The organism is Mesobacillus sp. S13 (genome assembly GCF_020422885.1).
GTDB lineage: Bacteria > Bacillota > Bacilli > Bacillales > Cytobacillaceae > Mesobacillus > Mesobacillus selenatarsenatis_A.
Map to the genome: position 1 here is coordinate 3,952,307 of NZ_CP084622.1, position 12,641 is coordinate 3,964,947.

The window sequence follows — 12,641 nt, forward strand, 5'->3', positions numbered from 1 at the left end:
TACAAAGCTACTTTCTTAAAAAAGCTGTGAAGCCACTCCTTTTTCAAAAAACAAAAAAGGAGACGAGCTCCCCTTTCGTTCAATTACGCCTTCTTCATCCAGAACTTGAACACACCGTTCTCTTCTTCGTGCTTCAGAAGTTCGTTTCCAGTGGATTGTGCCCAAGCTGCTAGATCTTTTACAGCGCCTTTATCAGTTGTGTGGATTTCTAGTACTTCTCCAGATTGAAGGTCAGTGATCGCCTTCTTTGTTTTTACGATTGGCATTGGACAAGCTAGTCCTTTTGCGTCTAATACTTTTGCTACGTTCATGTAAAAATCCTCCTTGGTTGTTTAAAAAGTTTTTAGGGTTGTTTTTAAAGTAGTATTCTCCGGGGAGCAAAGCCCCCTCATAAGAGATTTATCTTACCGCACAGCGGTTTGGTCCAATTTCCATTTCTCTTTGCTTCTCATCGTCTGGGTTGATTTTCCCCATGTTTGTTTCACGGATTTCCTGATATGCATTTGGCTGTGGAGGCAGGTTCTCCGTTACAAGTCTGCGGAATTCAGCCTCATCTTCGATATTCAAACCGTGGTTCTTCGCAAAAAGAGTACCTAATTTTTCAGAAACGCTGCCGTTTTCGTTCAACTCTTCAATGATCATGAAGTGTGCAGGCAGAACGACAAGCTCATCAGAAAGCTGCTTGTAGCGATTGTATAGAGAGTTTCTTAGGTCCGTTACCCAGTCTTCAGCTTTTCCAGCCAGATCAGGGCGTCCAATTGAGTCAATGAATAGTATATCCCCAGATAGAAGATACTTTTCATCTACTACAAATGAAGTGGAACCGATTGTATGTCCTGGCGTGTATAGTGCATTGATGTCGATGTTTGTCTCACCGATTTTTACAAGGTTGCCATCTTCAAGAGGCTGGTAGTTGAATGTAACTTCATCAGCATCTTTCGGAGGCAGCCAGTAAGTTGCACCTGTTGCTTCAGCAATTTTTCTGCCGCCAGAAATGTGGTCTGCGTGCAGGTGTGTATCAAATACATGTTTGATTTCAACGCCAAGTTCTTTAGCGAAATCAAGATAAACGTCAGTCATTCTTGTCGCGTCGATCAAAGCAGCTTCACCGTTTGAAACGACTGCGTAAGAAAGGCAGCCTTTACCGATACGTACGAACTGGTACATTGCTCCGCCATCCTTAAGGTCGCCAACCTTGACTGGCTCAAGGTGTTCGCTCCACGCTTTCATTCCACCTTGAAGATAAGATACTTCACGGCCTGCTTCTTCCAGCATTTCTGCAACCATTACTGAAGAACCTTCTTTTGCACATACAACAAGAACTTCTTTATCAGTAGGTACTTTATCAAGGATTTCTTCTACTCCATCAAGAAGATCGAAGTAAGGGATGTTAAAGTACTCGAAATTTTCGCCTTCGATTTTCCAATCATTAAAGTCGCTCTCGTTACGGACATCAAGGATGAATAGTGGTGCTTTATTGAATACTTTTTTTGTTACTTCTTTAGACGTCATTGCTTTCATTACACTTTACCTCCCTGGGTATGTTTTTTCCTAAAAATAATTACTGAACTTTCGTTTCAGTTGGGCCATTCCATTCAGACATGCCTGGTACGACGTTCCAAACCTTGTCAAAGCCTTTGCCTGCAAGTGTCTGGGAAGCCATATCACTTCTGTTGCCTGTGCGGCAAACAACCAGGATTGTCTTGGACTTATCAAGTTCTTCGAGTCTGTTTTCAAGGTCCCCAAATGGGATAGAAACGGCATTTGGAATATGGCCAAAGGCATATTCAGCCGGTTCCCTTACATCAAGGACAACAACATCCTCGTTTGCTTCAAGCTTTTTGACAACATCGTCGTTTGAAACAACATTCGGATATTTTGTTTCTTCTTGTTCTTCACCAGCGCCGCCTTTGCGGATATAGTGTTTTAGAACATCTCCTTCTTCAATGGTTCCAAGGTACTGGTTGCCAGAGCTTTTTGACCACGCCTGGATATCTGCTCTAGAACCTTTATCCGTTGCAAGCACCTCTAAAACCTCGCCGGGATTTAAATTGTTGATTGCTTTCTTCGTTCTGACAATCGGCATTGGGCATGCAAGCCCTTTTGCGTCGACTGTAGCATTTGTCTTAACAGTTTCCATTTGTCGACCTCCAATTAATAGTATCTATTAGATGAACAGGTTGACGTTTCCGTCTTCTGCATCAGCAAGGTAAGCTGCTACACCGGCAAACTCAACGCCATCCATGATTTCTTCTTGAGTAAGACCAAATAAGTCTACTGTCATCTGGCAGGCAACAAGTTTTACATCCTGTTCTTTAGCCATTTCAATCAAGTCTGGAAGCGGCATTGCATTGTGCTTCTTCATGACATCCTTGATCATTTTAGGGCCAAATCCTGCATAGTTCATTTTTGACAACCCTAATTTATTCGCGCCTCTTGGCATCATCTTGGCAAACATCTTTTCAATGAAGCCTTTATCTGCCTGGATCGGCTCATCTTTTCTTAGAGCATTCAAACCCCAGAACGTATGGAAAATTGTCACTTCATGATCATAGGCAGCAGCACCATTAGCAATGATATATGCAGCCATGACTTTATCATAATCCCCACTGAATAAAATGATGGTTGTTTTTTTCTGTTCTCCCATTATCTTTTTTCCCCCTCTTTAATTACGGTAACGGGTATTTATGACTGCAAAAAAATATAATATCTTTTCTAACGTGATTACGTTATTAAATACCTCACAGGGTATATATTATAAAAGATTAACCACTTTGTCAACCGTAATTATGAATTTTTTATGACTTTATTATTCAATACGAATTTTCCCCTTGGAAATTCGCATTCTGAACGCGCGGATATTATTATCATATGTTGCCCTTGATGTATTGTTGATTGGTATTTAAGTTGGAAGGAAATTATTATTGGACAATAAATAGATCTAGCTGAAGACGATATGATATAGGACAATAAATAGATAGCCGAAGACAATATAATAATATAGAAGAAAATAATTTTCCTGAAGAAATAATGAAATAATATGGGTTCCAAAATGTGAGGTCAATAAGCAGAAGAAATAGTGGAATAATAAAAAAAGAAATCCAAGCCCTGAAAAAAGATCTTTATAATTAGCAGATTGTAAAGATTGTGAGTCAGGCTTGATTATTCTTCATCAAGCATTCTATATTTAATACTTTCATCGTAAAGCCCGTTTTTCTTGCTCCAAGCCCAGATGATTCCTGCAGAAGCAGTGAATGCAATCATAACCAATAGTAAAATCCAAGCTCCAGGTGCCATTTTTCCACCTCCTATTGTTAAATATCCTATACTATCGAATTACTCTAACAGAATTTCCGGAAACCGTCCAGAGTATTTTTCAGGGGTTGTAAAAAGAAACCTTTGAGATTACAATGTGTTCAAATTCAATTGGGAGGTATAAAAATGGACCATCAATCCCTGGGCTTTTACTTCGATTTCCTTTATTACATCGGAGTGCCTATCCTGATTATCTTCGTCCTTGATTCACTTCGCAAAAAGTATAATAAAAATGAAGAACAGAATTAAAATCCCCTGACAGAGTGAAACCATTCCACTCTGTTTTTTTTTGTCAAAAATGTAAATAAAGCCTGTTTATTTCCAGTTAGACAGCAAGTATAAAACAATTGGATAACACTATAAAAAACTTGAATAACTTAAGTTCTCCTTGGAATGTATCATGTAACATAGCAGATTGTGAAGAAATTGTGAAATTTATGTGTTTATTTTATGAACAAGGGAGTGTCAAAATGTTTACAGACGAAAAATGGAGTTCATCCAAGAATTGGTTCATCGCTGCTGTCTTTTGGATCATCATCGGCATGAGCATGGGACTTCTTACTGCAACAAAACAAATCTGGCCAGAATTGTTGAACAATCGCTGGACAACTTATGGGCATGTTCGCTCGGCGCACGTCATGCTCGTTATCTACGCCTGGTTATCAATGGCTTATGTAGGATCCATGTTCTACATGATTCCCAAGCTTGCTAAAACGAAGGTTTATAGCGAGAAACTGGGTAATTTCGCTTTAGTATTTTATAACATTGTCATTTTAGAAGGATTCTTCGCATTGCTTTTTGGCCAGACCGAGGTCATCGAGTATGGTGAATTTCCACTTTGGGTTGACGTTCAGCTTCTTGTCGCAATCGGACTTGTAGCTTATAACCTTTTCAAGACAGTTGGACGCCGCCAGGAAAAAATGCTTTATGTCAGCCTTTGGTATTTCCTCGGATCATTGCTATGGCTACCACTGACCTGGATTGTCGGCAACTTCCCGGCACAATGGATTCCAAGTGGGGTACAGCAAGGATTGATGGGCTGGTTCCTTGGACATAACGCAATTGGCTTGTGGATGACAACGGTGGGTGTTGGACAGATTTACTACCTGCTTCCTAAATTGACTGGCCGCCCTCTATACAGTCACCAGTTATCGATGATTGGTTTCTGGGCAATTGCTACATTTTATGTTTGGAACGGTCCTCACCACTTGATGAATGGACCAATCCCAGGCTGGATTTCAAAAGCCGGAGTTATTCCTTCAATCGTTCTATTGATACCGGTTTGGGCTGTTTTAGCCAACTTTTGGGGAACAATGAAAGGATCCTGGTCACAGACAAGAACTAGCGTACCGCTTCGTTTCACCGTTGCGGGAACAATATTTTATCTTTTCGCCTGTCTTCAGGGACCACTGCAAGCCCTTCCATCAGTAAGTTCAGTCATTAAGTTCACTCACTGGACTGTTGGGCATGCACATATGGGACCATTCGGCGCGTTTTCTTTCACATCTTTCGCGGCAATTTATTACATCCTGCCTAAAATCGTTGGACGTGAAATGTTCAGCAAGAGAGCAATGGAAGCACACTTCTGGTTCTCTACTGTCGGTTTCCTCGTATTCGCATTCTCATTGTGGATCGCTGGTGTAGTACAGGGATTCGCATGGATCGACGGCATACCATTCCTGCAAACTGTATTGATGATGGAGCCTTACGTACAAGGCCGCGCAATCGGTGGAACAATGATGTATGTAGCTCAGTTCTTCCTGGCATGGAATATGTATAAAACTATTAAACTTGCAAAACTTGAGAAAAAACAGCAAGCACAGCAGCAAGCTGCTACTGCTTAATGAGGAGGGAACACGTTGGAACGTAAACCATCAGCTGTATTAATCGTTGCTTTAATTCTATGGACTTTCGGTGTAGCCGGAACCGTCATCCTTCCCCTCTTCGATCAGGAAATCAACTCTGCGACTGCGAGCGGCGAGCTCCGCAATTATCCAGAGGATTCTGCTGAAGCAAGAGGAAGAGAAGTTTATGTCCAGAACGGCTGCCAGACTTGCCACACCCAATTTGTAAGAGCATTGCCTGCCGATACAAACCAGAATTTAGGACCTGTATCAAAAGGCGGCGACTATAAATATGATTTGCCTCATCTATTGGGCTCTAACCGTACCGGCCCTGATTTAATGTGGGTTGGATTGAAGTATAACGAGGACTGGCAGCGCCAGCACTTGATTGATCCACAATCAACAAGCCCTGGAACAATCATGCCATCCTTCGATTACCTTACCAATCAGGAACTGGATGATCTTGTCGCTTATTTAATGAGCCTCAAGCCAACAGAAGAAAGACTGGAAGAATACAAGAAAGAACGGGAAGAAGCAAAATCAATGGACCATAATTAAGATCCATTACCGCTCATTGCCTTGAACCCAGATAGTTCAGGGTAATGAGCACCCATATCAGTATTCATAAGGCAGGTGTAAAACATGAAAAAAGAATATCAGCAACATGACAGCAAAGAGGGAGACATTGTCTCTGGTATTAAAATTGAACACAATAAAGTGCCGAAGCTCCTGGTCGCTGTATTTTATGTTGTCGCCATCTGGGCGATCGGGTATGCAATCTTCATGCCTGGAAAACTTGCAGTCGAACCTGCGGCGGCTCCCCAGGATAATAAAGGTGAGCTCATTTTCGAGGGTACTTGCCTGAGCTGCCACGCTACTGGTGCAGCACCTGACTTGAGAGGTGTAACCGACAGGATGCCGGAAGAGGACATCAAAAATGTCATTAAAAAAGGCCGTAACACTATGCCTGCGATTGGTCACCTTTATACAGAGAAAGAAATCGATAAAGTTTATGAATACTTAGAGGATTACAGATAAGGAAGGAGGATTTTCGTGGGTAAAACTATAACAAGATGGGCATTTTTCATCATTATTTTCACTCTGCCGTTCTGGAACGGTTTCAGGATGGACATCGACAACGAAAAGCTATTCTTGTTCGGCTTCCAATTATCCTATGAAGCTGGCTACTTATTTTTCGTTTTCTTATTCTTGTTCCTGATGGCTTTCCTGGCACTATCGATGATCGTGTACAGGGCGTTTTGCCAGTATGCATGCCCTCACAATACCTTCAGCATGCTTTTGAACAAAATTGAAGCAAAACTAGGTGACAAGGGCAAAGCCGTAACATTCCTGCTGGCTTTCGTTGTAAGTATCTTCATGGCTTACGCGACAGTGAGCTATTTCTACGACCCAATGACAATCTGGGAATCGCTCGTTAATTTTAAAATGAACAAATACTTCTTCCTTGTCACTTCAACCGCTGTTCTATTTACAGCTTTATCTTACAAGGCAAGAAACTCTTTTTGTAAAGTTTGCCCATACGGACTTGCTCAGGGCATTTCCCGTGTGGACGACAAAACCCAATGGCTTACCCATCCAGGTGTATGGATTACATGGGGCACAACGACTGCCCTTGTACTAGTCCTGCTTGTTGGATGGTTCTAAAGAAAACCGAAGCGAGGTGAGATCATACATGAATAAAATCTTGAAAATGTCAGCATTCGCACTACTGTCAATTTCTCTTACTGCCTGCTCTGAAGCTGCAGTAAAAAATGCATCTCTTGATGATGTAAACAAAAAGGATCTTCCACCGATCCATGAAGACTATTCATCAAACTGGTGGAAAGACCAGCCGAACGGGAACGCAGATACCGATACAGATTGGGACGGAGAAGGCTGGATCCTCTCATCCAATGAAGTTAGTAACGGTGTTGCCATCGCAGATATCAAAACTGGTAACGTGGTCAAATACTTTCAAAGCTCAGGTACTCCCCACCACGTTCATTTAAACAAAGAGCAGACATGGGCTTTTGCGACACAACGTTATGGAACAAGCGTTTTAGCCATTAATATGGAGACACTCGAGTCCCATAACATCGATTTTCCAGGCTTTGAAGATGCACCTGCTCCGCAGCATATGACGATGTCAATGGACGGCAAGTATGCTTTCACTTCTCTGAATGGTGTAGGAGCTGTCGGAATGATTGACGCCAACACGGCAGAATTAGTGAAAGTGTTCAAAGACGTTGGTAAAAAGCCAAGGGATTTGAACGTCACTCCTGACGGCAAAAAACTGTTTGTCAGCTTGCAGGCAGAATCGTTCATCACTGTCATAGACATCGAAACAGGTGATATGAGGTACCTTGAAAGAACAGAGACTGACTACGGAAAAGGTACAGGTTCGGGTCTCGACATGTCAAATGACGGCAAACTCGTTGCTGTTTCCAATACAGCTGACAATGAAGTTGCCCTTTATGATGCAGAGACTGAGAAGCTTCTTAAAAAATTTGGCGATATCCCTAAACCAGTTAATGTTAGCTTCATGGGTGATACTTACGATTTAGTTACAGGAAACCGTAATGATGGTTCAATTTCCATCATCGATGCAGACAAATTGAAGTTCGTCAAAACCATCAAGACAGGTCCTGGGACGAACATCCCTTACCTCGGTCCAGACGGACATTGGTATACTTCACAGAATGGTGCCGGTTATTTAACTGTTATGGATCCGGAAGACAACTATAAAATTGTCAGGAAAATCTGGGGTGTCCAGAATATCCACTGGCTCGCTTGGAGTCCAGATGGCAGCATGATGTTTGGTTCTAACTGGGGAGACAAAACCCTCACAAAAATTGATTTGACAAAGAAGAAGGATTTCAGACAGACAATTCCTGTTGGTTTGAATCCAAACGGAATCGCAATCAAGACAAATGTTCCTAAAGACCAGCTTGTAAAATATCAGAAAGAAATTAATGCAGAAGAAGCGAACAGAATCAAGAAAGCTTCAACTCTTGTATTCCCTGACGCGAGAAATATCAATGAAGAAGCGTTCCTTGGAACTTGCTTACAGTGCCACGATATTGGCCGTATCATGAGAAACAACAGTAAAGGATCTGAGGCATGGACTTCAGTTGTAGACCGCATGAAAGGGAACGGAGCAAAAATGACCGATGAACAAAGACAGCAAATCATCGATTACCTTGCTTCCGATGAGCATAAGTCGCTTTCCATCCAAACAGAACTGGAAATGGAACTGGCTGAACAAAATAAGGATAAAGAATAACAAGAAAGCTGCAGCGAAGTATACCATTGCTGCGATAAAGAAAAATCCTAATGCTTCTCAACAGGAAGCATTAGGATTTTCATCTAATTTCCTTATATAGTCCCATAATCTCTCATGAAGATTAGATTTGAACTGTTTATCCTTCCTTAACAGGAAGAATGGACGAAAACGATCCCTGTCTTTGAACGGACTGACCCTAATCTGTGTTGAATGAATTTCAGGACAAATAGCCAGTTTGGAGAAGACAGCGACACCAAGCCCGTTTTTAACACCTTCTTTGATGAGGGTATTGCTATTATACACAAGGACAGATTTCGGCTGGATATTCAACCCTTTCCATAAGTCCAGTGTTGCCTGCCTCATCGCACAGCCTGGTTCCCTGATCAGCCAGGTCATTTCTTCGAGCTTTGCAGGATCCTGGTTTTCTGGGTCTACCCTGAGCTGTGGAGAAACACCAAGAACGAGCAAGTCATCATAAAACTCATGAGAAATAAAGTCATACCGGCCAGCTTGTCCCTCGACAAGAGCAAGATCAATTTCCGATGCATACAGTAAGTCTGTGATATGAACAGATGTACCGATAGTAATTTGGATTTGGTCGCTTGTTATATCAGGATTTAGCTTTATGAAATCCTGTATCATTTTCGAGATCATGCATTCACCGATCGTATTGCTGCAGCCAATCTTGATTGTTTGGCTGGAATCTCCTTCTGCAAGGATATTTTCCAGTTTTTCATTCAATGCGATCAACTGCTGGCCATGTTCATATAATCTTTTGCCGGCTTCTGATAATTTGATTTTACGATTGGCCCTAATGAATAACTGTTTATTATAATAAGCCTCTAACTGGCTGATTTGATGGCTAACGGCGGGTTGTGAAAGGTTCAGCATCTTACCTGCCTGGGAGAAGCTCTCATATTTTGCGGCAGCAATGAAAGTCTTTAAGTGTTCCAAATTCAATATGATCGCACTCCTTTATACTTTAGAAATGGAGGGAATAAAATGAAAAAAGTAGATATCGTCATTACCGTTCTTGTATTATCTGTCTTTATCTTCGGCTTGATGTACTTTACCAAAGATGATTCCGTCACTTATCGCGATGTTAAGTTTGAAATCGCCTCACTGGCCATTTTATCCACTGTGTCCCTGTTCACCTATTTCGGTATCAGAAGAAATTTAAATCATTAATTGGTATTATACCATACGGGGTTTAAGTTTGTGATAGAAAAATATAGTTGAGGATAGCCTAGGAGAACTCCTAGGTTTTTTTAATATCAGAATTTATATCATTTAAACTTAGAGAATTGTCCAGACCAGCGCCTAGCCAGTTTTCATCCCCGAGATTGCTTCCTCGAGTATCTTGCGAGAAGCATCAGCTTTGAGCAGCTCGAGACGTTTGTCGGGGCTGACCAAGGCGCTAGCGCTTTTCTTATGTTCCATGAAGCAGTATACTAGCAATCAAAAAGAAGTAAATAGCACAGCCTGAAAAAGCGAGAGAATAAAATTGAAACTTAACAACAGTCATTATACAATAAAACACATAATACCAACATGGGTATTACTTCTTTATTCTTCATTAAAACTTAACAAATACATCATATAATAGATACTAGAAAAGGAGTGACTACTTATAATGACAGATATCGGGTTATTTTTTGCCTTTACTGCTGGAATTTTATCATTTTTCTCACCATGTGTTTTCCCTCTCCTTCCTGCTTACATAACTCATTTGACTGGCGGAAAGATTGAGGGCTCAAAAGTTGCAGTCGATCGCGCAACACTTTTCACTCGTTCTTTTGGTTTTATTGTCGGGTTTAGCCTGATTTTTATCGTCATGGGCGCGTCGGCCTCTTTCCTTGGACAGGTATTTGCCAATTACCGGACAATCGTCATGCAAATCGCTGGATTGCTGATCATCATTTTCGGACTGCAGATGGCCGGCCTGCTGAACATTAAATTTCTGATGATGGAGAAAAAAGTCCATTCCGATACGAAATCGAAAGGCGCTTTCAGTTCTGTATTCCTTGGAATGGCGTTCGCGAGCGGATGGTCACCTTGTGTCGGACTTGCACTCTCCTCCATCCTGCTTTTAGCGAGTTCTTCCGATACTTTATACCAGGGAATGTATCTGCTGACTTCATATTCTCTTGGAATGGCCGTTCCTTTCCTGATCATATCTTTTGTTATTTCTTATTCTTTGAAAGCAATCAAGAAGATCAACAAATATCTATCTAAGCTCGCACTCGTGAATGGTATGATCATGGTTGGAATGGGCTTCCTCGTCCTTTCCGGCCAAATGCAAAAAATAAGCGCCTGGCTGTCTGCTTACAGCTTATTCGGATTTTAGAATCCTGCTGTAGCTCTTCAAAATGCTGATTCAAGGCAATGTCAAGGAGTGACCTGTGCTATGAGGCAAGAACTGATTGGCAAAAGTGTACTGGTTGTCGAAGATGATCCTAAAATCCGTACGCTTGTAAAAATTTATTTAACGAATGAAGGCTACGAGGTCCTGGAAGCGGACAATGGGATTGCCGCACAGGAAATGATTGAAAAATATGATCCTTGCATCCTGATCCTTGACCTTATGCTCCCAGGCAAGAGCGGTGAGGAGATTTGCCTCTGGCTGCGTAATGACCTGGAAAGTATGATGCCTGTCATCATGCTGACAGCAAAAGCTTCTGAAAAAAGCATGATTGAAGGCTTTAAGCTCGGTGCCGATGATTATGTCGTAAAACCTTTCAGTCCTGCCGAGTTGATGGTCAGGATAGAAGCGGTGCTAAGAAGGACGGCAAGCCGTTGCGGAAAGCTGACTTTTACCGGACTAACTATTAAACCCGCTAAAGGGCAGGCAATGGTCAATGGCGAAGCACTCGATTTGACCAATTTTGAGTTCAGGCTTCTCCACATGTTCATGCAGCATCCCGGCCAAATCCTGTCGAGGGCGCAAATACTTGACACTATCTATGAAAACAGCGAAAAGGCCGTCACGGAGCGGACGATCGATGTGCATATCAAGAACCTCCGGGAAAAAATCAAAGAAAAAACGCCGAAAGATTATATTCAGACAGTAAGAGGGATGGGGTATAAATTTGCGGCGAATTAAAAGGATCACGAACTTGTTATTATCGAAGCTGGTTGCCGTCAATAGCATCGTCATCCTCCTGGTCATCATGCTTGCAGGAATATCAGTAAAAGATTATGCCTGCTTTCTTGTTAACCATGAACAAGTGACCGGCGCGCAGCTTGTTGATACATTGAATTCATTTCTTATAAAAGTAAGCATCATCGCTTTTATCGCAGCAGGGCTTTTGCATTATTTTTCAGTCAGGAAGATTGTGAACCCTGTGAAAGCAATGGCAGCTGCTGCAAATCAAGTTAAAGCAGGTAAAATCCCGCCGAAAATCGATGTTCCTGCAAGCGGGGAACTAGGTGAACTCATAACAAGCTTTAATGCCATGACAGAGACACTTTCTGTAGTCCAATTAAGGCGAGAAGAAATGTTAAGGGATATCGCCCATGAATTAAGGACCCCGCTGACGAATATCAATGGCTACCTTGAAGCACTCCATAATGGTGTATTGACGGGGGACAGGGAGCTCTTCGGCTCTCTTTTGGATGAATCCAAGAGGATTACAAGGATTGTTGACCTGATCACTGAGCTAGATGCCTGGAGCCAGGAGTCACAATTTCCGGAGAAGCAGTTTGAAGAATTGGACATAAAACAGGTTTTGGCCGAATCAATTGCGGCCTTCCACCTCAAGCTGTCGGGCAGGTTCGAGTCATTCAGCCAGCAAATCGAACATGCTACGGTTGTTGGCCATAAGGATGGCTTGAAGCAAGTTCTGGCCAATCTGCTCCAGAATATCATCGATTATGATAGCGGAGGTCACCTTGATATTAAGGGACAGCTTGATGCTGAAGGATACAGGATTACTTTTACCCATGAAGGAACGTATATTGATCCAGATAAAAAAGAGCTTATTTTCGAGCGGTTTTACAGGCTTGAAGAATCGCGGAGCACAAAAGCGGAGGGTGCCGGACTCGGACTGGCCATCGCCAAAAGCGTCATCAGCGCACATGATGGGAAAATCGGCCTTGATACAGATGCGCATCAGCACTCATTCTGGATCAGCCTGCCAACTCGTTCCAATTCTTAATCAATCCTTAACAATACGATTGCATACTGATCAGTAAATGTA

16 protein-coding genes are annotated in these 12,641 nt (G+C 42.1%); 10 read left to right on the forward strand and 6 right to left on the reverse strand.

The window, feature by feature from the left end; translation table 11 throughout:
* Positions 1-83 precede the first annotated feature (83 nt).
* The 5 genes from LGO15_RS20255 to LGO15_RS24250 form a co-directional block, all read right to left on the reverse strand.
* Positions 84-311, reverse strand: a complete 228-nt coding sequence (locus tag LGO15_RS20255; protein WP_023626705.1) for a sulfurtransferase TusA family protein — start codon at positions 309-311, stop codon at positions 84-86.
* A gap of 88 nt (positions 312-399) precedes the next feature.
* Entirely contained in the window at positions 400-1,521 is a 1,122-nt protein-coding gene (locus LGO15_RS20260) for an MBL fold metallo-hydrolase (RefSeq protein WP_226085712.1), read from the reverse strand.
* A 40-nt stretch (positions 1,522-1,561) separates the two neighbouring features.
* Positions 1,562-2,140 carry a sulfurtransferase TusA family protein gene (locus LGO15_RS20265; RefSeq protein ID WP_167833953.1) on the reverse strand — a complete coding sequence of 193 codons (579 nt, stop codon included), beginning with the start codon at positions 2,138-2,140 and terminating at the stop codon, positions 1,562-1,564.
* A gap of 27 nt (positions 2,141-2,167) precedes the next feature.
* Complete coding sequence (locus LGO15_RS20270) at positions 2,168-2,647, reverse strand: DsrE/DsrF/DrsH-like family protein (protein WP_167833954.1); 480 nt, start codon at positions 2,645-2,647, stop codon at positions 2,168-2,170.
* 515 nt (positions 2,648-3,162) lie between these two features.
* Positions 3,163-3,297 carry a hypothetical protein gene (locus LGO15_RS24250; RefSeq protein ID WP_264163790.1) on the reverse strand — a complete coding sequence of 45 codons (135 nt, stop codon included), beginning with the start codon at positions 3,295-3,297 and terminating at the stop codon, positions 3,163-3,165.
* A 144-nt stretch (positions 3,298-3,441) separates the two neighbouring features.
* Between LGO15_RS24250 and LGO15_RS24255 the strand changes: the two genes are divergently transcribed.
* The 6 genes from LGO15_RS24255 to LGO15_RS20295 all read left to right on the forward strand — a co-directional run bounded on the left by LGO15_RS24255 (position 3,442) and on the right by LGO15_RS20295 (position 8,442).
* The gene (locus LGO15_RS24255; RefSeq protein WP_264163791.1) at positions 3,442-3,564 is read left to right on the forward strand and encodes a hypothetical protein; all 123 of its coding nucleotides are present in this window, start codon (positions 3,442-3,444) and stop codon (positions 3,562-3,564) included.
* Positions 3,565-3,785: 221 nt separating this feature from the next.
* Positions 3,786-5,159, forward strand: coding sequence for a cbb3-type cytochrome c oxidase subunit I (locus LGO15_RS20275; RefSeq protein ID WP_226085713.1), 1,374 nt, complete (start codon positions 3,786-3,788; stop codon positions 5,157-5,159).
* A gap of 15 nt (positions 5,160-5,174) precedes the next feature.
* Entirely contained in the window at positions 5,175-5,717 is a 543-nt protein-coding gene (locus tag LGO15_RS20280) for a cbb3-type cytochrome c oxidase subunit II (RefSeq protein WP_226085714.1), read from the forward strand.
* Between the two features lie 84 nt (positions 5,718-5,801).
* Positions 5,802-6,197: a c-type cytochrome gene (locus tag LGO15_RS20285; RefSeq protein WP_167833957.1), complete on the forward strand. Its 396-nt coding sequence runs from the start codon at positions 5,802-5,804 to the stop codon at positions 6,195-6,197.
* 15 nt (positions 6,198-6,212) lie between these two features.
* Positions 6,213-6,824, forward strand: a complete 612-nt coding sequence (locus LGO15_RS20290) for a 4Fe-4S binding protein (protein WP_167833958.1) — start codon at positions 6,213-6,215, stop codon at positions 6,822-6,824.
* 28 nt (positions 6,825-6,852) lie between these two features.
* Positions 6,853-8,442 carry a beta-propeller fold lactonase family protein gene (locus tag LGO15_RS20295; RefSeq protein WP_226085715.1) on the forward strand — a complete coding sequence of 530 codons (1,590 nt, stop codon included), beginning with the start codon at positions 6,853-6,855 and terminating at the stop codon, positions 8,440-8,442.
* 57 nt (positions 8,443-8,499) lie between these two features.
* Here LGO15_RS20295 and LGO15_RS20300 read toward each other — a convergent pair whose 3' ends face one another.
* Complete coding sequence (locus LGO15_RS20300) at positions 8,500-9,402, reverse strand: LysR family transcriptional regulator (protein WP_167833960.1); 903 nt, start codon at positions 9,400-9,402, stop codon at positions 8,500-8,502.
* A gap of 42 nt (positions 9,403-9,444) precedes the next feature.
* Here LGO15_RS20300 and LGO15_RS20305 point away from each other — a divergent pair, with 42 nt between their 5' ends.
* The 4 genes from LGO15_RS20305 to LGO15_RS20320 all read left to right on the forward strand — a co-directional run bounded on the left by LGO15_RS20305 (position 9,445) and on the right by LGO15_RS20320 (position 12,599).
* Complete coding sequence (locus tag LGO15_RS20305; RefSeq protein WP_167833961.1) at positions 9,445-9,630, forward strand: hypothetical protein; 186 nt, start codon at positions 9,445-9,447, stop codon at positions 9,628-9,630.
* A 445-nt stretch (positions 9,631-10,075) separates the two neighbouring features.
* A complete protein-coding gene (locus tag LGO15_RS20310; protein WP_167833962.1) occupies positions 10,076-10,789 on the forward strand; it encodes a cytochrome c biogenesis CcdA family protein in 714 nt (237 codons plus the stop codon).
* A 60-nt stretch (positions 10,790-10,849) separates the two neighbouring features.
* Positions 10,850-11,545, forward strand: a complete 696-nt coding sequence (locus tag LGO15_RS20315) for a response regulator transcription factor (protein ID WP_226085716.1) — start codon at positions 10,850-10,852, stop codon at positions 11,543-11,545.
* Entirely contained in the window at positions 11,532-12,599 is a 1,068-nt protein-coding gene (locus tag LGO15_RS20320) for a HAMP domain-containing sensor histidine kinase (RefSeq protein ID WP_226085717.1), read from the forward strand. Before LGO15_RS20315 ends, LGO15_RS20320 begins: the two co-directional genes overlap by 14 nt.
* The last annotated feature ends 42 nt before the right edge of the window (positions 12,600-12,641 follow it).